The 18851-nt window shown below is 59.9% G+C and carries 17 protein-coding genes; 9 read left to right on the top strand and 8 right to left on the bottom strand.

The window, feature by feature from the left end:
- The first annotated feature begins 36 nt into the window (after positions 1–36).
- Complete coding sequence (locus tag ACZ89R_RS09910) at positions 37–2145, top strand: LTA synthase family protein (RefSeq protein WP_429545904.1); 2109 nt, start codon at positions 37–39, stop codon at positions 2143–2145.
- Positions 2146–2190: 45 nt separating this feature from the next.
- Here the strand turns inward: ACZ89R_RS09910 and ACZ89R_RS09905 are convergent, their stop codons facing one another.
- A complete protein-coding gene (locus ACZ89R_RS09905) occupies positions 2191–2343 on the bottom strand; it encodes a DUF3309 family protein (protein ID WP_008012020.1) in 153 nt (50 codons plus the stop codon).
- A 293-nt stretch (positions 2344–2636) separates the two neighbouring features.
- Between ACZ89R_RS09905 and ACZ89R_RS09900 the strand changes: the two genes are divergently transcribed.
- The 3 genes from ACZ89R_RS09900 (at position 2637) to csrA (ending at position 4188) form a co-directional block, all read left to right on the top strand.
- Positions 2637–3452: an SDR family oxidoreductase gene (locus ACZ89R_RS09900; RefSeq protein WP_429545905.1), complete on the top strand. Its 816-nt coding sequence runs from the start codon at positions 2637–2639 to the stop codon at positions 3450–3452.
- 64 nt (positions 3453–3516) lie between these two features.
- Entirely contained in the window at positions 3517–3849 is a 333-nt protein-coding gene (locus ACZ89R_RS09895; RefSeq protein WP_063341152.1) for a YnfA family protein, read from the top strand.
- 153 nt (positions 3850–4002) lie between these two features.
- Positions 4003–4188: a carbon storage regulator CsrA gene (gene csrA, locus ACZ89R_RS09890; RefSeq protein WP_123494546.1), complete on the top strand. Its 186-nt coding sequence runs from the start codon at positions 4003–4005 to the stop codon at positions 4186–4188.
- Between the two features lie 5 nt (positions 4189–4193).
- Here csrA and ACZ89R_RS09885 read toward each other — a convergent pair whose 3' ends face one another.
- From ACZ89R_RS09885 to mnmC, 5 genes are all read right to left on the bottom strand, one after another.
- Positions 4194–4421, bottom strand: coding sequence for a YheU family protein (locus tag ACZ89R_RS09885; RefSeq protein ID WP_003199186.1), 228 nt, complete (start codon positions 4419–4421; stop codon positions 4194–4196).
- Positions 4422–4593: 172 nt separating this feature from the next.
- Complete coding sequence (locus ACZ89R_RS09880; protein WP_429545906.1) at positions 4594–5784, bottom strand: osmoprotectant NAGGN system M42 family peptidase; 1191 nt, start codon at positions 5782–5784, stop codon at positions 4594–4596.
- A gap of 248 nt (positions 5785–6032) precedes the next feature.
- Complete coding sequence (gene ngg / locus ACZ89R_RS09875) at positions 6033–7778, bottom strand: N-acetylglutaminylglutamine synthetase (RefSeq protein ID WP_429545907.1); 1746 nt, start codon at positions 7776–7778, stop codon at positions 6033–6035.
- Positions 7779–7781: 3 nt separating this feature from the next.
- Positions 7782–9554, bottom strand: a complete 1773-nt coding sequence (locus tag ACZ89R_RS09870; RefSeq protein WP_429545908.1) for an N-acetylglutaminylglutamine amidotransferase — start codon at positions 9552–9554, stop codon at positions 7782–7784.
- A 122-nt stretch (positions 9555–9676) separates the two neighbouring features.
- Positions 9677–11659 carry a bifunctional tRNA (5-methylaminomethyl-2-thiouridine)(34)-methyltransferase MnmC2/FAD-dependent 5-carboxymethylaminomethyl-2-thiouridine(34) oxidoreductase MnmC1 gene (gene mnmC, locus ACZ89R_RS09865; RefSeq protein WP_429545909.1) on the bottom strand — a complete coding sequence of 661 codons (1983 nt, stop codon included), beginning with the start codon at positions 11657–11659 and terminating at the stop codon, positions 9677–9679.
- Between the two features lie 209 nt (positions 11660–11868).
- On the opposite strand from mnmC, the gene pap reads away from it, so the two are divergent.
- Together pap and ACZ89R_RS09855 are read left to right on the top strand one after the other, a co-directional pair.
- Positions 11869–13392 carry a polyphosphate:AMP phosphotransferase gene (pap, locus tag ACZ89R_RS09860; RefSeq protein WP_429545910.1) on the top strand — a complete coding sequence of 508 codons (1524 nt, stop codon included), beginning with the start codon at positions 11869–11871 and terminating at the stop codon, positions 13390–13392.
- A 105-nt stretch (positions 13393–13497) separates the two neighbouring features.
- A complete protein-coding gene (locus tag ACZ89R_RS09855; protein ID WP_429545911.1) occupies positions 13498–14682 on the top strand; it encodes a thiolase family protein in 1185 nt (394 codons plus the stop codon).
- A 138-nt stretch (positions 14683–14820) separates the two neighbouring features.
- Here ACZ89R_RS09855 and ACZ89R_RS09850 read toward each other — a convergent pair whose 3' ends face one another.
- Positions 14821–15015: a DUF6316 family protein gene (locus tag ACZ89R_RS09850; protein ID WP_123494538.1), complete on the bottom strand. Its 195-nt coding sequence runs from the start codon at positions 15013–15015 to the stop codon at positions 14821–14823.
- 201 nt (positions 15016–15216) lie between these two features.
- On the opposite strand from ACZ89R_RS09850, the gene ACZ89R_RS09845 reads away from it, so the two are divergent.
- A complete protein-coding gene (locus tag ACZ89R_RS09845; protein WP_429545912.1) occupies positions 15217–16170 on the top strand; it encodes a DMT family transporter in 954 nt (317 codons plus the stop codon).
- Between the two features lie 96 nt (positions 16171–16266).
- On the opposite strand, the gene ACZ89R_RS09840 is transcribed toward ACZ89R_RS09845, so the two are convergent.
- Entirely contained in the window at positions 16267–17661 is a 1395-nt protein-coding gene (locus tag ACZ89R_RS09840; RefSeq protein ID WP_429545913.1) for a class II fumarate hydratase, read from the bottom strand.
- Positions 17662–17853: 192 nt separating this feature from the next.
- Between ACZ89R_RS09840 and ACZ89R_RS09835 the strand changes: the two genes are divergently transcribed.
- Positions 17854–18375, top strand: a complete 522-nt coding sequence (locus ACZ89R_RS09835; RefSeq protein ID WP_008071591.1) for a DUF2059 domain-containing protein — start codon at positions 17854–17856, stop codon at positions 18373–18375.
- A 12-nt stretch (positions 18376–18387) separates the two neighbouring features.
- Positions 18388–18687: a BolA family protein gene (locus ACZ89R_RS09830; protein WP_008005913.1), complete on the top strand. Its 300-nt coding sequence runs from the start codon at positions 18388–18390 to the stop codon at positions 18685–18687.
- Positions 18688–18851: the final 164 nt, after the last annotated feature.

Here is an 18851-nt window from a genome sequence, read left to right as displayed (position 1 = left end):
TTTGAAACTTCAACTTCCAATGGGTCCTAAAACGACATGGCAAACCCGGACGCCCTGAGTCAGCAGCGAGCTTCTAGTCGCCTGCTGCAACCGACCGTCAAATCGCATCTGGCCTACACGCTATTGTGTGCCTTGGTCATGATGGTCATGTTCAGCCTGCTGCGCTTGGCGCTGCTGGTCTACAACAGCTCGATGATCCTCGACACACCGGCTTCGACCTTTCTGGAAGCGTTCGCCAACGGCCTGCGTTTCGACTTGCGTCTGGTGGTTTACCTCAGCATTCCGCTGGTGCTGGCATTGTTCAGCGTCAGGGCGATGGCCGCCCGCGGGTTTTTCCGGCTGTGGCTGACCGTTGTCTCGAGCATTGCGCTGTTCCTCGGCCTGATGGAGATGGACTTTTACCGCGAGTTCCACCAGCGCCTCAACGGTCTGGTCTTCCAGTACGTGAAAGAAGACCCGAAAACCGTGGTGAGCATGCTCTGGTACGGTTTTCCGGTGGTTCGCTACCTGCTGGCCTGGGCCGTGGGCACGTTGATTCTGACGCTTGCGTTCAAGGGCGCCGACCGCGCCACGCGTCCTCGCGGGCCGTTCAGCGGTGGCAGTATCAGTACGCGGCAGGTCGCTCCGTGGTATGCGCGTGGCGTGGTGTTCGTGGTCTGCCTGTTGGTCTGCGTGGTCGCCGCTCGTGGCACTCTGCGTCAAGGCCCGCCGCTGCGTTGGGGTGACGTTTACACCACCGACTCCAACTTCGCCAATCAGTTGGGTCTCAACGGCACGCTGTCGTTGATCGCAGCGGCCAAGAGCCGGCTGTCCGAACATCGCGACAATGTCTGGAAAGCCACACTGCCACAGCCCCTGGCCCAGCAGACCGTGCGCGATTTGTTGTTGACCCCGAGTGACAAGCTGGTCGATCCCGAGACCGCCGCGGTGCGTCGCAATTTCAGCCCCGACACCAACAAGACACTGCCGATCAAGAACGTCGTGGTGATCCTGATGGAAAGCTTCGCCGGTCACTCGGTGGGCGCTCTGGGTCGTCCGGGTGAAATCACGCCGTACTTCGACAAACTGTCGAAAGAAGGCCTGTTGTTCGATCGTTTCTTCTCCAACGGCACCCATACCCACCAGGGCATGTTCGCCACCATGGCCTGCTTCCCGAACTTGCCGGGTTTCGAATACCTGATGCAGACGCCTGAAGGCAGCCACAAACTGTCCGGCCTGCCGCAGTTGCTCAGTGCCCGTGACTACGACGATGTGTACGTCTATAACGGCGACTTCGCCTGGGACAACCAGTCGGGCTTCTTCAGCAACCAGGGCATGACCAACTTCATCGGGCGTAATGACTTCGTCAACCCGGTGTTCTCCGATCCGACCTGGGGCGTGTCCGACCAGGACATGTTCAACCGTGGCCTGGAAGAATTGAAGGCCCGCGATGGCAAGGACAAGAAGCCGTTCTATGCCTTGCTGCAAACGCTGTCCAACCACACGCCGTACGCTTTGCCGACGCCATTGCCGGTGAAGCCTGTGACCGATCGCGGCAGCCTCAACGAACACTTGACCGCCATGCGCTATTCCGACTGGGCGTTGGGTCAATTCTTCGAACAGGCCCGCAAAGAGCCGTATTTCAAGGAAACCCTGTTTGTGGTGGTCGGCGACCACGGTTTTGGCAACGAACAGCAGATCACTGAAATGGACCTGGGTCGTTTCAACGTGCCGATGCTGCTGATCGGGCCGGGCGTCCAGGAAAAATTCGGCCAGGTCGACCATACCGTCGGCACCCAGATCGACATCGTGCCGACCATCATGGGCCGTATTGGTGGAGAGGTGATTCAACAATGCTGGGGTCGCGACTTGCTGAACCTGCCGGAAGGCGACAAGGGTTTTGGCGTGATCAAGCCGTCGGGCAGCGATCAGACGGTTGCATTGCTCACCGGGGATCGCGTGCTGGTACTGCCCAAAGAGATGCCACCGAAGTTGTATCACTATGAACTGGGCGCCAATCCCAAAGGTGAGGTGATCCCGGCATCGGCTGACGAAGCGGCGCTCAAGCAAAAGCTCGAATCGTTCATCCAGACGGCAACCAAAAGCCTCATCGATAACACCGCCGGTGTAGTTGACGGCAAGCCAGACCAATTGTTGGCGCAATAGAAAAGAGGCCCTTCGCAGGGCCTCTTTTTTTTGCCGGCAAAACCTTTATATCTTGCCAAGCAGCAGCAGGATCAATAGCACCACCAACACCACGCCGATGATACCTGACGGGCCGTAACCCCAACTTCTGGAGTGCGGGAAGACCGGCAAGCCACCTATCAACAACAGGATAAGAATAACGATAAGAATTGTGCCCATGTCTGTTTCCTTGTTGGAAGCGTTGTGGATTGACCTAGGGTTTTAGCCATCAGCTGGACTTGTATTAATCCTAGCTGCTTACAAAATCCGACTCATGGATATGAAGAAAAATTCCAGGTTTTTTTAATGTATTTGGCAAGTACGTTTATTTCTTTTACTGCGTCTCAACGTTGAAACAACCGGACCGCGCCGTGGTTCATTGCTGGCCATTCAGCAATCTGATGGAGCGTGGGTCGCGCATTATCCTTCGCTACACTCGGTACATCTTCCCCGGAACAACAAGGCTGTTTGCTATGCAAAATCGCATGATGATCACTGGCGCGGGCTCAGGCCTGGGTCGCGAAATCGCGCTGCGCTGGGCGCGTGAAGGCTGGCAGCTGGCCTTGTCGGATGTCAGTGAACCCGGCCTGCAAGAAACCCTGAAGCTGGTTCGCGAAGCCGGCGGTGATGGTTTCATTCAGCGTTGTGATGTGCGTGACTACAGCCAACTGACGGCGTTCGCCCAAGCCTGCGAAGAGAAGTTCGGCGGCATCGACGTCATCGTTAACAACGCCGGCGTGGCCTCGGGCGGGTTCTTCAGTGAATTGTCGCTGGAAGACTGGGACTGGCAGATCGCGATCAACCTGATGGGTGTGGTCAAGGGCTGCAAGGCCTTCCTGCCGCTGCTGGAGAAAAGCAAAGGCAAGATCATCAACATCGCCTCGATGGCCGCACTGATGCAAGGTCCGGCCATGAGCAACTACAACGTGGCCAAGGCGGGTGTGGTGGCTTTGTCCGAAAGTCTGTTGATCGAACTGGCCCACGAGGAAGTCAGCGTGCATGTGGTCTGCCCGTCGTTCTTTCAGACCAACTTGCTGGACTCTTTCCGCGGCCCGACTCCGACCATGAAAGCCCAGGTCGGCAAGTTGCTGGAAAGCTCGCCGATCACCGCCGCCGACATTGCCGACTACATCTATCAGCAGGTCGCCGCCGGCGAATTCCTGATTCTGCCTCACGAACAGGGCCGCATGGCCTGGGCGATCAAACAGAAAGACCCGCAAGTGCTCTACAACGAAATGACCGTGATGGCCGACAAAATGCGCGCCAAGGCCAAACAATCCGCAAGCTGAACTTGCCCGTGCGCAAGACCGTCGTTAGGGTGGCCGCAACCGGTCATCCTCACGAGACATCTGCATGCTCAATTACCTGTGGTTTTTCCTCGCCGCGCTGTTTGAAATCGCTGGCTGCTTCGCCTTCTGGATGTGGTTGCGCCAGGGTAAGAGCGCTTGGTGGATCATCCCGGCGTTGCTCAGCCTGATCTTGTTCGCGGTACTGCTGACCCGGGTCGAAGCGAGCTACGCCGGCCGCGCCTATGCCGCCTACGGTGGCATCTACATCATTGCGTCGATCGGCTGGCTGGCGGTGGTCGAGCGGATTCGTCCGCTGGGCTCGGACTGGATTGGCGTGGCGCTATGTGTGATCGGGGCGAGCGTCATCCTGTTTGGCCCGCGCTTTTCCGCTTCCTGAAGGATCGGTCCTTCATTCAACCGGTTTGTCGGACACGTCCGTCAGGGCGAAGCCTCCTGGGCTGTAGGGCAAGACTGTTTTGCTGCCGTTGCATTGAAGACCCGCGCCGCGCCGGGCATCTTCAAGGGCCGGTAACCCTGAAGGATGAATGCCATGCTTGTACTCAGTCGCGTTGTGGGCGAGTTGATTTCCATTGGTGACAACATTTCCGTGCGGGTTCTCGCCGTCAACGGAAGCAGCGTGCGCTTCGGTGTTGAAGCGCCGCAGCAGGTCAACGTACATCGCGCTGAAGTCTATGAGCGCATCCAGATTCAACAGGCCAAAGCCAAAGCCCGTTAAGGGCCTCAGTCGAACAGGTGCTTGGGCACGTCGTGCTTGAGCATCAACTGGCATTGCTCGCTTTCCGGATCAAAGACGATCAGCGCCTGGCCCTTGGTCAATGCCTGACGAACACGCAACACGCGGGTTTCCAGCGGTGTGTCATCGCCATTGTCCGTGCCGTCGCGGGTCACGAAATCCTCGATCAGGCGGGTCAGCGTGTCGACTTCAAGTTGGTCGTGGGGGATCAGCATAAGGCACCTCGGCTAAACAATGGCGCGATGCTACGGCGGTTATGAACGCATCACCAGTAGGAGCTGCCGAAGGCTGCGATCTTTTGATCTTTGCGCCAGATGCATCGCTGCAGATCAAGATCAGGATCAAAAGATCGCAGCCTTCGGCAGCTCCTACGGTTTTGTGTTCGTTTTAGCTATCTGTGCGCTGCCCAATCAAGCTATCCACCGACGGCACCCGCGTGTCACTTTCCATCTGCGTCTCGTGTTCGATCTGATGACTGAACCGGTCCAGGGAGCCCTTGGCCGGTTGTGCATCGCTGGCGAACACAGGCGGGCTGAGGATATAGGCGCCGAGCAGGCGGCTGAGGGCGGCGAGGCTGTCGATGTGGGTGCGCTCGTAACCGTGGGTGGCATCGCAGCCGAAGGCGAGCAGGGCGGTGCGAATGTCGTGGCCGGCCGTAACGGCGGAGTGAGCATCGCTGAAGTAATAGCGGAACAGGTCGCGGCGCGCCGGCAGTTCGTTGTCGCTGGCCAGGCGTAGCAGGTGGCGCGACAGGTGATAGTCATAAGGCCCGCCGGAATCCTGCATCGCCACACTCACCGCGTGTTCGCTGGAATGCTGGCCGGGCGCGACCGGCGCGATGTCGATGCCGACGAATTCGCTGACGTCCCAAGGCAGGGCCGCCGCTGCACCGCTGCCGGTTTCTTCGGTGATGGTGAACAATGGATGGCAGTCGATCATCAGTTCTTCGCCACTGTCGACAATGGCTTTCAGCGCCGCCAGCAGTGCGGCAACGCCGGCTTTGTCGTCGAGGTGACGGGCGCTGATGTGGCCGCTTTCGGTGAACTCCGGCAACGGGTCGAAGGCGACGAAATCGCCGACGCTGATCCCCAGCGAATCGCAATCGGCGCGGGTGGCGCAGTACGCGTCCAGGCGCAATTCGATGTGATCCCAGCTGATCGGCATTTCATCCACGGCGGTATTGAACGCATGCCCGGAAGCCATCAGCGGCAACACGCTGCCGCGAATCACGCCATTGTCGGTGAACAGACTGACGCGGCTGCCTTCGGCAAAACGGCTGGACCAGCATCCGACCGGCGCCAGGGTCAGGCGACCGTTGTCCTTGATCGCGCGAACCGCCGCGCCAATGGTGTCCAGGTGGGCGGAGACGGCGCGGTCCGGGCTGTTCTGCTTGCCCTTGAGGGTGGCGCGGATGGTGCCGCGACGGGTCATCTCAAAGGGAATGCCCAACTCTTCGAGACGCTCGGCAACGTAACGCACAATGGTGTCGGTGAACCCGGTGGGGCTGGGAATGGCGAGCATTTCCAGCAGGACTTTTTGCAGGTAATTGAGATCCGGTTCGGGAATTTTGCGGGTCATGGAAACTCCTGATGAAGTGAGGGCTGATCGTTCCCATGCTCCGCGTGGGAATGCAGCCAGGGACGCTCTGCGTCCCAAGTGGACGTGGAGCGTCCGAGGAGTCATTCCCACGCAGAGCGTGGGAACGATCATGAAAAGTGTGATCTGTCAGGGCCCCATTGCGAGCAGGCTCGCTCCCACAGGGGAATGCGGTCAAATGTGGGAGCGAGCCTGCTCGCGATGGCGATTCAACACGCGACACATCAATGTCAGACCACCGGCTGACTATGCGGAAACAACAAATCCACAAACCGCTCGGCCGTCGGCTGCGGTTCATGGTTGGCCAGCCCGGCGCGTTCATTGGCTTCGATAAACACATACTCCGGCTGGTCGGCGGTCGGCACCATCAGGTCGAGCCCGACCATTGGAATATCCAGCGCCCGCGCCGCCCGCACTGCCGCATCCACCAAGGTCGGATGCAGAGTCGCCGTGACGTCCTCAAGAATGCCGCCGGTATGAAGATTCGCCGTGCGCCGCACGAACAGATGCTCACCGGCGGGCAGAATGCTGCTGTAGTCGTAACCCGCAGCCTGCAAGGTGCGCTGGGTCTCATGGTCCAGCGGGATTTTGCTTTCACCGCTGGTTGCCGCCTGACGACGCCGGCTCTGGGCCTCGATCAGCGCCCCGATGGAATGCTGACCATCGCCCACCACTTCCGCCGGCCGGCGAATGGCGGCGGCGACCACTTCGAAACCGATCACCAGAATCCGCAAGTCGAGGCCTTCATGGAAGCTTTCCAGCAGCACTCGACTGTCGAAGGTGCGGGCGTTTTCGATGGCTTGCTGGACCTCTTCGATGCTGCGTAAATCCACCGCCACCCCTTGGCCTTGCTCACCGTCCAGCGGTTTGACCACCACCCGTTGATGCTCGTCGAGAAACGCCAGGTTGTCGTCCGCGCTCCCCGCCAGTTGTTGGGCGGGCAGTTTAAGACCGGCGTTTTTCAGCACCTTGTGGGTCAGGCTTTTGTCCTGACACAACGTCATGCTGATGGCGCTGGTCAGATCGCTCAGGGATTCGCGGCAACGCACCCGACGACTGCCGTGAATCAAGGTAAACAGACCCGCTTGCGCATCATCCACCTGCACATCAATGCCGCGCCGATGAGCCTCCTCGACGATGATCCGTGCATACGGATTGAACTCGGCTTCGGGGCCTGGGCCGAGAAACAACGGCTGGTTGATGCCGTTTTTGCGCTTGATGGCGAAGGTCGACAAATTGCGAAAACCGAGCTTGGCGTAAAGACTTTTCGCCTGACGGTTGTTGTGCAGCACCGACAGGTCCAGGTAACTCAGACCACGGCTCATGAAGTGTTCGATCAAGTGCCGCACCAGCACTTCACCGACGCCTGGGCGGGAACATTGCGGATCGACCGCCAGGCACCACAGGCTGCTGCCGTTTTCCGGATCGTTGAACGCCTTGTGATGATTCAGGCCCATGACGCTGCCGATGATGGTGCCGCTGTCCTCATCTTCGGCCAGCCAGTAAACCGGGCCGCCCTGGGGATGAGGCGTCAGCAAATTCGCATCAATGGGCAGCATGCCGCGTGCCTGATACAGCTGATTGACAGCCTGCCAGTCCGCCTCGCTTTGCGCCCGGCGGATGCGAAAGCCGCGAAACACCCGGGTGGCCTGGCGGTAATCGCTGAACCACAGGCGCAAGGTGTCGGAGGGGTCAAGAAACAGTTGCGCCGGCTCCAGCCCCAACACTTGCTGGGGCGCGGCAACGTACAAGGCGATGTCCCGCTCACCGGGCTGCTCATTGAGCAACTCTTGGGCAAGGCTCGCCGCATCGGGAAAGGTATGGCCGATCAGCAACCGGCCCCAACCGCAATGCACCGCGATTGGCGCGGCGCCCAATTCACTGCCGTCTTCGGCCAAGCGCGCCTGCAGGCGTTCATAAGAGGGCGTCTGACCGCGCAACAAGCGTTGGCTATAAGCCGTGGCGTGAGGTTTCATCGATCAGATTCCTTGTTCACTGAGCCACAGGTTCAGGGCTGCCAATTGCCACAGCTTGGAGCCGCGCAACGGGGTCAGTTGACCTTGTGGATCGGTCAGCAGGCGGTCTAGCATGGCGGGGTTGAACAGGCCACGATCCTGACTCGGATCGAGCAGCAATTCACGCACCCAGTTCAGCGTGTCGCCCTGCAAATGCTTGAGGCCGGGGACCGGGAAGTAACCTTTTTTGCGGTCGATCACTTCACTCGGAATGACCAGCCGCGCCGCTTCTTTCAAGACTTGCTTGCCGCCATCCGGGAGTTTGAATTTGCCCGGCACCCGCGCCGACAATTCCACCAGGCGATAGTCGAGAAAGGGCGTACGCGCTTCCAGGCCCCAGGCCATGGTCATGTTGTCGACCCGTTTGACCGGGTCATCCACCAGCATCACGGTGCTGTCCAGGCGCAGGGCTTTGTCCACGGCTGCGTCGGCACCGGGCTGTGCGAAATGTTCCTTCACGAAGTCGCCGGCCGCGTCGTTGGCCGTCAGCCATTTCGGCTGCACCGTGGCGGCGTAGTCGGCGTAGTTGCGGTCGAAAAACGCATCGCGATACGCCGCGTACGGATCGCTCGCACCGTCCACCTGCGGATACCAGTGATACCCGGCGAACAACTCGTCCGCGCCCTGGCCGCTTTGCACCACCTTGCAGTGCTTGGCCACTTCGCGAGACAGCAAATAGAACGCGATGCAGTCATGGCTGACCATCGGCTCGCTCATGGCGCGGAACGCCGCGGGCAGTTGCTCGATGATCTCTTTTTCGTCGATGCGCAGTTGGTGATGGTGTGTGCCGTAGTGCTTGGCGATCAGGTCCGAATACTGGAACTCGTCACCACGCTCGCCGCCGGCATCCTGGAAACCGATGGAAAAGGTCGACAAGTCTTCGACCCCGACTTCACGCAACAGGCCCACCAATAGACTCGAATCGACGCCGCCGGAAAGCAGCACGCCGACATCCACTGCCGCCCGTTGACGAATCGCCACCGCATCACGGGTGCTGTCGAGCACGCGGTCGCGCCAGTCTTCGAGGGTCAGGTTCAGTTCGTCGGCATTTGGGCCGTAGGGCAGGGTCCACCAGGTTTTCTGCTCGGTGGTGCCGTCCGCGTCGATGCGCATCCAGCTCGCCGGCGGCAGTTTCTCGATGCCCGCCAGCAAGGTGCGCGGGGCAGGGACCACGGCGTGGAAGTTCAGATAATGATTGAGTGCCACCGGATCGAGAATCGGGTTGATGTCGCCGCCCTTGAGCAAGGCCGGCAGGGCCGAGGCAAAGCGCAGGCGTTGGCCGGTGCGCGAGAGATACAACGGCTTCACGCCGAGACGGTCGCGGGCAATGAACAGACGCTTGGCGTCGCGCTCCCAAATGGCGAAGGCGAACATGCCATTGAGTTTAGGCAACAGGGCTTCGCCCCAGGCGTGATACCCCTTGAGCAGCACTTCGGTGTCGCCGCCGGAATAGAAGGCGTAACCGAGGCTTTCAAGCTCAGTGCGCAGTTCCGGGAAGTTGTAGATCGCGCCGTTGAAGGCCAGGGACAGGCCCAGTTGGTTGTCGATCATCGGCTGTGCCGAGCCGTCCGACAGGTCCATGATTTTCAGGCGCCGATGGCCGAGGGCAATCGGCCCCTGGCTGTGAAAGCCCCACGCATCAGGGCCGCGAGGGGCCAGGTGATGGGTGATTCGTTCGATGGCTGCGAGGTCCGCAGGTTGATGGTCGAAACGTAATTCTCCAGCTAATCCGCACATAAGTCCTTACCGGTTTTTCCGTTGGGGAGGGTCAATCGATACCTGCCAAAAACGGCGGGTACTCAGAAACTGACCCACGTGAATCCCTGGAGTTTTAGACCGATAAGTTATAAGGCAGTGGGTCAGGCTTTTCCGCGGATCAATTGGCGCAAGGCAAAACGGTTGGGATGGCAGGCTTCGGCGACTGTTCTAGGCAGCGGCAACGGCTCGTTTTCAAGCCATGCCGCCAACAGCTCGCCAGACAACGGCGCGGTGATCAAACCGCGAGAGCCGTGACCGCTGTTGACGTAAAACCCCTCGAGCCATGGGCAGAGAACATCGGGCACTTGCCGGGCATCTTTGCTCAGTGCGGCATAGGCCTCGGCGAAGGCGGCCTGGTTGGCCAACGGTCCGACGATCGGCAGGTAGTCGGGGCTGGTACAGCGGAATGCCGCGCGTCCTTCCAGTCGCAGCGGGTCCAGGTCTGGAACATGCAGACGGGCGACCAGGTCAGTGGAGATTTCCTCGAGCAACGCCAGATTGCCGAGGTGTTCGGCGACGGTCGGGGTCAGCTCATCGCTTTTGAAATCGAAGCTGGCGCCGAGTGTGTGTTCGCCCAGGCGTGCGGGCGCCACATAGCCTTCGGCGCAGACCACGATCGCCAGGCTCTGACTTTCAGGGGTTTGCGCCAGTCGGGTGATCTGGCCGCGAATGCGTTTGAGGGGCAGGTCGGCGCTTTGGGGAAAACGCTTGATCTCGGCGGCGCCGGCCAGAATCACCACCGGCGCACTGGCCAGTAATACATCGCCGTCCCAGGCCTGCCACTGATCATCGACCTTGCGCAGTTCCAGCACGTCGCGATGGGGCCGCCACTGGATGTTCGTTGAGGACGCCTGCCGCTGGCACAACGCAGGCGGATGAACCCAGCCGCCTTCAGGGTAGAACAAGCCGCCGTACGCCAATTTGATGCCGGCCCGGGCTTGGGCCTGGGGTTGATCGAGCAGGTGCACCAGGCTCGGTGAAAAGGCCGTTGCCAATTGCGCCTGACGCTCGGCTTCCTTGGCATTGAAGGCCAGTTGCAAGACTCCGCAATCGTCCCAGTCGACGCCACGCTGCAGTTGTTCCAGCAAACGTCGGGTGTAACCAAAACCGCTGATGATCAATTGCGACAACGCCGTGCCGTGAGCAGAAAGCTTGAGGTACAGCACGCCCTGAGGATTGCCCGAGGCTTCCTGCGCCAGTGCTTCGTGGCGGTCCAGCAGGCTCACTTGCCAACCCCGCGCGGCCAGGCTGGCGGCACTGGCGCAACCGGCCAGCCCGGCACCGATCACCAGGGCGCGGCGTTCGCCGGTCAGCGGCTGTGGGCGAGCGAACCATGGTTTTGCCGAGGTCGGTTTAGCGGCCTCTTCGGGCCAACCGAGGAACGTGCCCCGCAGAATTTCCCATTTATGGCCGATGCCCGGTGTTCGCTTCATCTTGAAACCCGCCGCATTCAGCAAACGGCGTACCCAGCCGGTGCTGGTAAAGGTGCTGATGGTCGAGCCGGGTGCCGCCAGGCGAGCCAGTTCGGCAAACAATTCGGCGGTCCACATGTCGGGGTTTTTCGCCGGGGCGAAGCCGTCGAGAAACCAGGCGTCGATTTGCGCATCCAGTTGCGGCAACTGCTCAAGTGCATCGCCGACCAGCAAGGTGAGGGTGACGCGGCCGTTGTCCAGGACCAGGCGCTGAAAGCCTTGATGGATCGCAACGTATTGCGCCAGCAATTGATCGGCAAACGGCTTGAGTTCCGGCCATAGCGCCAGGGCCCGTTGCAGATCGGGAGCGCTCAGCGGGTACTTTTCGACACTGACAAAATGCAGCCGCGCACCGGCCACCGCGTGCTGTTCGAACAACTGCCAGGCACAGAGAAAATTCAGCCCGGTACCGAACCCGGTTTCGCCAATCACCAATCGACCGCTTGCCGGCAATGCGGCGAAACGCTCGCGCAAATCGTTTTGCTGCAGAAACACGTAACGGGTTTCTTCAAGGCCCGACTGGTCGGAAAAATACACATCATCGAACACCCGCGAACGCGGGCGACCTTGGTCGTCCCAGTCGAGCTGGGCGTGGGGCAATACAGGTTTCATGGCAGGCTCGGCAACGACAAGGTGGCCATTCTAGCCCGCCTGCTCAAAAGGGTGTGCTGGCGTAAAAGATCGCAGCCTTCGGCAGCTCCTACAATGGGACCGGTGTACACCTGTAGGAGCTGCCGAAGGCTGCGATCTTTTGATCTTTTTACATCACCGCACACCTCCATCTTCCGCTAGTCTTGCTCAATCCTGGAAGGAGCCGCTCCATGTTCGAATCCGCCGAAATCGGTCATACCATCGACAAAGAAACCTATGACGCCGAAGTGCCGGCCCTGCGTGAAGCTTTGCTCGAAGCGCAGTTCGAACTTCGGCAGCAACAGCGCTTTCCAGTGATCATTTTGATCAACGGCATTGAAGGGGCCGGCAAGGGCGAGACCGTCAAGTTGCTCAATGAATGGATGGACCCGCGCTCGATCGAGGTTCGCACCTTCGACCAGCAGACCGACGAAGAACTGGCGCGACCGCCGGCCTGGCGCTACTGGCGGATGCTCCCGGCCAAGGGCCGCATGGGGATTTTCTTCGGCAACTGGTACAGCCAGATGCTGCAGGGACGGGTTCATGGCTTGTTCAAGGATCCGCGACTCGATCAAAGCATCAATGGGGCCGAGCGGTTAGAGAAGATGCTGTGCGACGAAGGCGCGCTGATCTTCAAGTTCTGGTTTCACCTCTCCAAAAAACAAATGAAAGCGCGGCTCAAGGCACTGGCCGATGACCCGTTGCACAGTTGGCGCATCAGCCCGCTGGACTGGCAGCAATCGCAGACCTACGACAAATTCGTCAAATACGGCGAACGGGTGCTGCGCCGCACCAGCCGCGACTATGCGCCGTGGCATGTGATTGCAGGCGTGGACGCGAACTATAGAAGCCTGGCGGTCGGCAAGATTCTGCTCGATGGCCTGCAAAGTGCACTGAAAAGACCCAGGATTCACCCGGACAAAGTCAGCGCTGCGCCCTTGTTCCCCAGCGTCGATCAGGTGAATTTGCTCGACAGCCTGGACATGACGCTGAGCCTGGACAAGGACGATTATGAAGAACAACTGATTACCGAACAGGCACGGTTTTCCGGGCTGATGCGCGACAAGCGCATGCGTCGCCATGCGTTGATTGCATTGTTCGAAGGCAATGACGCGGCAGGCAAGGGCGGGGCAATTCGTCGGGTGGCCGCGGCACTCGACCCGCGCCAGTACGACATCGTGCCGATCGCCGCGCCTACCGAGGAAGAACGGGCCCAGCCGTATCTCTGGCGGTTCTGGCGGCATATTCCGGCGCGGGGCAAATTCACCGTGTTCGATCGTTCCTGGTATGGCCGGGTGCTGGTGGAGCGCATCGAAGGCTATTGCAGCAAGGCGAACTGGATGCGCGCCTACGGCGAGATCAACGACTTCGAAGAGCAGATCGCCGACGCCGGGGTGATCGTGGTCAAGTTCTGGCTGGCCATCGACAAACAGACCCAACTGGAGCGCTTCCAGGAGCGTGAAGAAATTCCCTTCAAGCGTTTCAAGATCACCGAAGACGACTGGCGCAATCGCGACAAGTGGGACGATTACCGCACCGCTGTCGGCGACATGGTCGATCGCACCAGCACCGAGATATCACCGTGGACCCTGGTGGAAGCCAATGACAAGCGCTGGGCGCGGGTCAAGGTCCTGCGCACCCTTAACCAGGCGCTGGAAGAGGCGTTCGAAAAGTCCGACAACCGCGAGAAGAAACAGCGAAAACGCAAGCGCTGAACCGATGGCTACGCATACGCGAGGTGAATGATTGTCGCGGTCAGTCATAGGGTGGACTTATGCTCGGTCCAACTCCTGACTGACAACAACAATGAGGTGTATGCCATGCGTGAAGTGGTGATCGTCGACAGCGTACGGACCGGCCTGGCCAAATCCTTTCGCGGCAAGTTCAACATGACCCGTCCGGACGACATGGCGGCCCACTGTGTCAATGCGTTGCTCACGCGCAATGACGTCGACCCGGCCAGTGTCGAGGATTGCATCGTCGGCGCCGGCTCCAACGAAGGCGCCCAGGGCTTCAACATCGGCCGTAACGTCGCGGTGCTGTCGCACCTGGGCATCGGTACCGGTGGCATGACCCTTAATCGTTTCTGTTCATCGGGCTTGCAGGCCATTGCCATTGCCGCCAATCAAATCGCTTCGGGCTGCAGCGACATCATCGTCGCCGGTGGCGTCGAGTCGATCAGCCTGACCATGAAAAGCGTCAACACCGACAACCTGATCAACCCGCTGCTGAAAGAGCAGGTGCCGGGCATCTATTTCCCCATGGGCCAGACCGCCGAAATCGTCGCGCGTCGTTACGCTGTCAGTCGCCAGGAACAGGATATGTACGCCCTGCAAAGTCAGCAACGTACCGCCCTGGCGCAGGCCGCCGGGTTGTTTGACGATGAAATCGTGCCGATGACGGTGAAGTATCGCGTTGAAGACAAGGTCACCGGCCAGGTGCAGATTCTCGAAGGTATCGTCGACCATGACGATTGCAATCGCCCGGATACCACGCTGCAAAGCCTGGCCGGGTTGAAACCGGTGTTTGCCGAGGACGGCTCGGTGACCGCTGGCAACTCGTCGCAGCTGTCCGACGGCGCTTCGATGACCCTGGTGATGAGCCTGGAAAAAGCCCTGGCGCTGGGGCTCAAGCCCAAAGCCTTCTTCCGCGGTTTTGCCGTGGCCGGGTGTCAGCCAGACGAGATGGGCATCGGCCCCGTGTTCTCGGTGCCGAAGTTGCTCAAGGCCAAGGGATTGCAGGTTGCCGACATTGATCTGTGGGAACTCAACGAAGCGTTCGCCTCGCAATGCCTGTACAGCCGCAATCGGCTGGAAATCGACAACGACAAATACAACGTCAACGGCGGCTCGATTGCCATCGGCCATCCATTCGGCATGACCGGCTCGCGTCAGGTCGGGCACATCGTGCGTGAATTGCAGCGGCGTAACCTGCGCTATGGCATCGTCACCATGTGCGTGGGGGGCGGGATGGGGGCTACGGGGTTGTTTGAGGCGGTGCGTTAAATCTGCGAATTCGTGTTGTCTGATTGACCGCTATCGCGAGCAGGCTCGCTCCCACATAGATCACTGGTGTTCACCAATCTTGTGTTCACCATTGATCCACTGTGGGAGCGAGCCTGCTCGCGATGTAGGCGCCGCGGTTTACCGGCTCATGCACAAGAACTGCATCCGCTCGATATACGCTTGAATCTCACGCACCGCTGCTTCCCGGTTTTCAAACGGACCCTCCAGCGTGTGTTCCCGCGTGGTGAAGTACAACTCTCCATTCACACGACACAAGCGGTCACAACGAAAGTGGGTGGCGGGGGCGTTGTCTTGGGCGCGCATGCCGTACATGGGCGATCTCCTGCGGGTGACGGTTTCAATGAGCTTATGCATGAACCACTGGCCGCGCCTGGCCACCTGATCGACGGCATATCGTCAACTTCAGGGTGCGACCTGCACAGTTTCATTCGCGGCCCGTTGGCAACTGTCCCTGTGTCGCGTTCCCGTCTGAGCCTAGAATGACCGTTTTCGCCAATCGGCTTCGGGGTCAGCATGCATATTTCATCGGGTCGCTGGGTTTATGGTCTGTGCCTGGCCTTGCTGACCGCGTTGCTGTGGGGAATCCTGCCGATCAAGCTCAAGCAAGTGCTGCTGGTGATGGACCCGGTGACGGTGACCTGGTTTCGCTTGCTGGTGTCCGGCGGTTGTCTGTTCATTTATCTGGCGGCGACCAAACGCCTGCCGAGTCGCAAAGTCCTCGGCCCGCGCGGTGGCTGGCTGGTGTTGATGGCGGTACTCGGACTGGTTGGTAACTACGTGCTGTACCTGATGGGCCTGAACCTGCTCAGCCCCGGCACCGCGCAACTGGTGGTGCAGATGGGCCCGATCATGTTGCTGATCGCCAGTCTGTTCGTGTTCAAGGAACGGTTTAGCGTGGGGCAGGGGATTGGCCTGTTGGTGCTGCTGATCGGCTTTGCACTGTTCTTCAATCAGCGTTTGAGTGAACTGCTCTCCTCCCTGACCGATTACACCGCCGGTGTGCTGATGGTGCTCTTGGCGTCCACGGTCTGGACCTTCTATGCCTTGGGCCAGAAGCAGTTGCTCACGGTGTGGAATTCGTTGCAGGTGATGATGGTGATTTACCTGTTCTGCGCGCTGTTGCTGACGCCATGGGTGCATCCGCTGGAAGCGCTGCAATTGAGTCCGTTGCAAGGCTGGCTGCTGCTGGCGTGCTGTTTGAACACCCTGATCGCTTATGGCGCCTTCGCCGAAGCCCTGGCCCATTGGGAAGCTTCGCGGGTCAGCGCAACGCTGGCGATCACGCCGCTGGTGACCTTTGCCGCCGTGGCTGTGGCCGCGTGGTTATGGCCTGAGTATGTGCACGCCGAGCAGATCAACGGCCTGGGTTATGGCGGGGCGGTGTTGGTGGTGTTGGGGTCGGTGCTGGTGGCGTTGGGGCCATCGTTGATGGCGGGGCTCAGGGCGCGGCGGGTGCGGATGGCCTGAAGATCAAAAGATCGCAGCCTTCGGCAGCTCCTACAGGTGTTCGCCAATCTTATGTAGGAGCTGCCGAAGGCTGCGATCTTTTTGCTTCACTTCATCTCAACCCTTGCTACCAGCCTCCAGCATATCCTCCGGCCTCACCCACGCATCAAACTCTTCATTGGTCAGATAGCCCAGCTGCAACGCCGCCTCACGCAGGGTCAGCCCCTCGCTGTAAGCCTTCTTGGCAATTTCCGCCGACTTGTCGTAGCCGATATGCGGGTTCAGCGCCGTCACCAGCATCAAGCCTTGTTCCAGGTGCTCGGCCATTTTCTCGGCATCCGGTTCCAGCCCGGCGATGCAATGCTGCTGGAAGTTACTGCAGCCATCGCCCAGCAAGCGGATCGATTGCAGCAGGTTATGGATGATCACCGGTTTGAACACGTTCAATTGCAGATGGCCCTGACTGGCGGCAAAACCGATGGCAACGTCATTGCCCAATACCTGGCAGGCCAGCATCGACAGGGCTTCGCACTGAGTCGGGTTGACCTTGCCGGGCATGATCGAACTGCCCGGCTCATTGGCCGGCAGTTTCACTTCGGCCAACCCCGCTCGCGGCCCGGAGCCCAGCAGGCGCAGGTCGTTGGCGATTTTCATCAGGGTCACGGCAAGGGTCTTCAGGGCGCCGGAAAGGGTGACCAGCGGCTCGTGGCCGGCCAGGGCGGCAAATTTATTGGGGGCCGTAACGAACGGCAGGCCGGAGAGGGCGGCCAGTTCAGCAGCGATCGCTTCGCCAAAACCGTGGGGCGAGTTCAATCCGGTGCCGACCGCAGTGCCGCCCTGAGCCAGTTCACAGACCGCCGGCAGCGCGCTTCGGATCGCCCGCTCGGCGTAATCCAGTTGCGCGATGAACGCCGAGAGTTCCTGGCCGAAAGTGATCGGTGTGGCGTCCATCATATGGGTACGACCGGTCTTGACCAGTTTCATGTGCCGCGCGGACAACTCCGCCAACCCGCCCGACAATTCGCTGATCGCCGGTAGCAAATGCTGCTGCACCGCCTGAGCCGTCGCGATGTGCATGGCCGTGGGGAAGCAATCGTTGGAACTCTGGGAACGGTTGACGTGATCGTTGGGATGCACCGGCGTCTTGCCGCCGCGCGGGTTGCCGGCCAGTTCGTTGGCGCGACCGGCGATCACTTCGTTGACGTTCATGTTGCTCTGGGTGCCGCTGCCGGTCTGCCAGACCACCAGCGGGAACTGCTCGTCGTGGTCGCCGTCGAGCACTTCGTCGGCGGCCTGTTCGATCAGCCGGGCGATGTCGGCGGGCAGGTCGCCATTGCGATCGTTGACACGCGCCGAGGCTTTCTTGATCAGGGCCAAGGCGTGCAGCACGGCCAGCGGCATGCGCTCGTTGCCGATGGCGAAGTTGATCAGCGAGCGTTGCGTCTGAGCGCCCCAGTAAGCGTCATCCGGGACTTCTACCTGGCCCAGGCTGTCGGTTTCGATACGGCTCATCATGCACACTCCTGTCGGTCTGATAGCGCAGTTTAGGCCGTGATCGCCGGCCGTGGTTCCATCAGTCTGGAATTTGACCGTTCAACCCCTCTAAATCAGGCGCGACAAGGCTTGGGGTTGAGTGACACACTTTTTTAGGTGCAGAATGGACGCCCTTGAGGTTTTGCCTCGCCTGCTAGAAAAGGAAACTCGATGACTCGTCTTCGTGCCATCTGTACCGCGGTTGCACTGGTTTGCGCCAGCGGCCAGGTTTTTGCCGATACCGCCAGCCACAACGCCAGTGCCGAAGCTTTCCTGACCCTGGCGCACGCTGACAAATTGGGCACTCCGGTGTACATGCAAGTGCAGCAAATGTTCGCTCAGCGCTTTGAACAGACCAAAGCCCCTGAATCGAAAAAAGCCCTGCTGGAAACCTATCAAGCCAAGGCCAACGCCGCTCTGGACGCAGCCATTGGCTGGAACAAGCTGAAGCCAGACATGGTCAAGCTTTACACCACCAATTTCAGCGAATCCGAGCTCAAGGATCTGGTTGCGTTCTACCAGTCTCCACTGGGCAAGAAAGTCCTGGAAAAAATGCCGCAGCTGACTCAGCAATCGGCACAGATGACCCAGGCCAAGCTGGAAAGCGCGGTGCCTGTGGTCAACAAACTGCTGGCTGACATGACGGCCGAGCTGGAGCCTAAAGGCGCCGCTCCTGCCAAGAAAAAGCCTTAAGCGGAGTTCGGGATGACCATGCAACAACGCATCGAATCGACGCTCGGGCTGTTACAGCCCGAGCACCTGCAAGTGCTGGATGAAAGCCACATGCACAGCCGTGGGTTGCAGACCCACTTCAAGGCCGTGGTGGTCAGCCAACAGTTTGAAGGCCTCAATCGCGTCAAGCGTCACCAGAAGGTGTACGGCACGTTGGGCGAACTGATGGGCGAGTTCCATGCGTTGGCGCTGCATACCTACACGCCGCAAGAATGGGCACAGATCGACGCGGCCCCGGCTTCGCCGACCTGCGCTGGCGGCAGCAAGCATTAAGATCAAAAGATCGCAGCCTGCGGCAGCTCCTACAGGAGAATGCATTCCTATGTAGGAGCTGCCGCAGGCTGCGATCTTTTTTGCTAGAATCCGCAACGCGCCGCTTACCCGGCGCGTTTTTTTTCGCATCCGGTTCACCCCTTACGAGGGTAGCCACCTGGAGA

It is taken from the genome of Pseudomonas sp. TE3728 (assembly GCF_056279145.1).
The sequence above is the reverse complement of the archived record's forward strand: the minus strand, read 5'-3'. Positions and strand labels throughout refer to the sequence as shown.

What these genes read in the sequence shown, in the direction of transcription:
- ACZ89R_RS09900 (WP_429545905.1), top strand. Translation starts at nt 2,637, where the DNA reads ATGCAAAATCGCATGATGATCACTGGCGCGGGCTCAGGCCTGGGTCGC.
- ACZ89R_RS09835 (WP_008071591.1), top strand. Translation starts at nt 17,854, where the DNA reads ATGACTCGTCTTCGTGCCATCTGTACCGCGGTTGCACTGGTTTGCGCC.
- ACZ89R_RS09910 (WP_429545904.1), top strand. Translation starts at nt 37, where the DNA reads ATGGCAAACCCGGACGCCCTGAGTCAGCAGCGAGCTTCTAGTCGCCTG.
- ACZ89R_RS09845 (WP_429545912.1), top strand. Translation starts at nt 15,217, where the DNA reads ATGCATATTTCATCGGGTCGCTGGGTTTATGGTCTGTGCCTGGCCTTG.
- ACZ89R_RS09840 (WP_429545913.1), bottom strand. Translation starts at nt 17,661, where the DNA reads ATGAGCCGTATCGAAACCGACAGCCTGGGCCAGGTAGAAGTCCCGGAT.
- ACZ89R_RS09855 (WP_429545911.1), top strand. Translation starts at nt 13,498, where the DNA reads ATGCGTGAAGTGGTGATCGTCGACAGCGTACGGACCGGCCTGGCCAAA.
- pap (WP_429545910.1), top strand. Translation starts at nt 11,869, where the DNA reads ATGTTCGAATCCGCCGAAATCGGTCATACCATCGACAAAGAAACCTAT.
- ACZ89R_RS09830 (WP_008005913.1), top strand. Translation starts at nt 18,388, where the DNA reads ATGACCATGCAACAACGCATCGAATCGACGCTCGGGCTGTTACAGCCC.
- ACZ89R_RS09870 (WP_429545908.1), bottom strand. Translation starts at nt 9,554, where the DNA reads ATGTGCGGATTAGCTGGAGAATTACGTTTCGACCATCAACCTGCGGAC.
- csrA (WP_123494546.1), top strand. Translation starts at nt 4,003, where the DNA reads ATGCTTGTACTCAGTCGCGTTGTGGGCGAGTTGATTTCCATTGGTGAC.
- ACZ89R_RS09850 (WP_123494538.1), bottom strand. Translation starts at nt 15,015, where the DNA reads ATGTACGGCATGCGCGCCCAAGACAACGCCCCCGCCACCCACTTTCGT.
- mnmC (WP_429545909.1), bottom strand. Translation starts at nt 11,659, where the DNA reads ATGAAACCTGTATTGCCCCACGCCCAGCTCGACTGGGACGACCAAGGT.
- ACZ89R_RS09905 (WP_008012020.1), bottom strand. Translation starts at nt 2,343, where the DNA reads ATGGGCACAATTCTTATCGTTATTCTTATCCTGTTGTTGATAGGTGGC.
- ACZ89R_RS09895 (WP_063341152.1), top strand. Translation starts at nt 3,517, where the DNA reads ATGCTCAATTACCTGTGGTTTTTCCTCGCCGCGCTGTTTGAAATCGCT.
- ACZ89R_RS09880 (WP_429545906.1), bottom strand. Translation starts at nt 5,784, where the DNA reads ATGACCCGCAAAATTCCCGAACCGGATCTCAATTACCTGCAAAAAGTC.
- ACZ89R_RS09885 (WP_003199186.1), bottom strand. Translation starts at nt 4,421, where the DNA reads ATGCTGATCCCCCACGACCAACTTGAAGTCGACACGCTGACCCGCCTG.
- ngg (WP_429545907.1), bottom strand. Translation starts at nt 7,778, where the DNA reads ATGAAACCTCACGCCACGGCTTATAGCCAACGCTTGTTGCGCGGTCAG.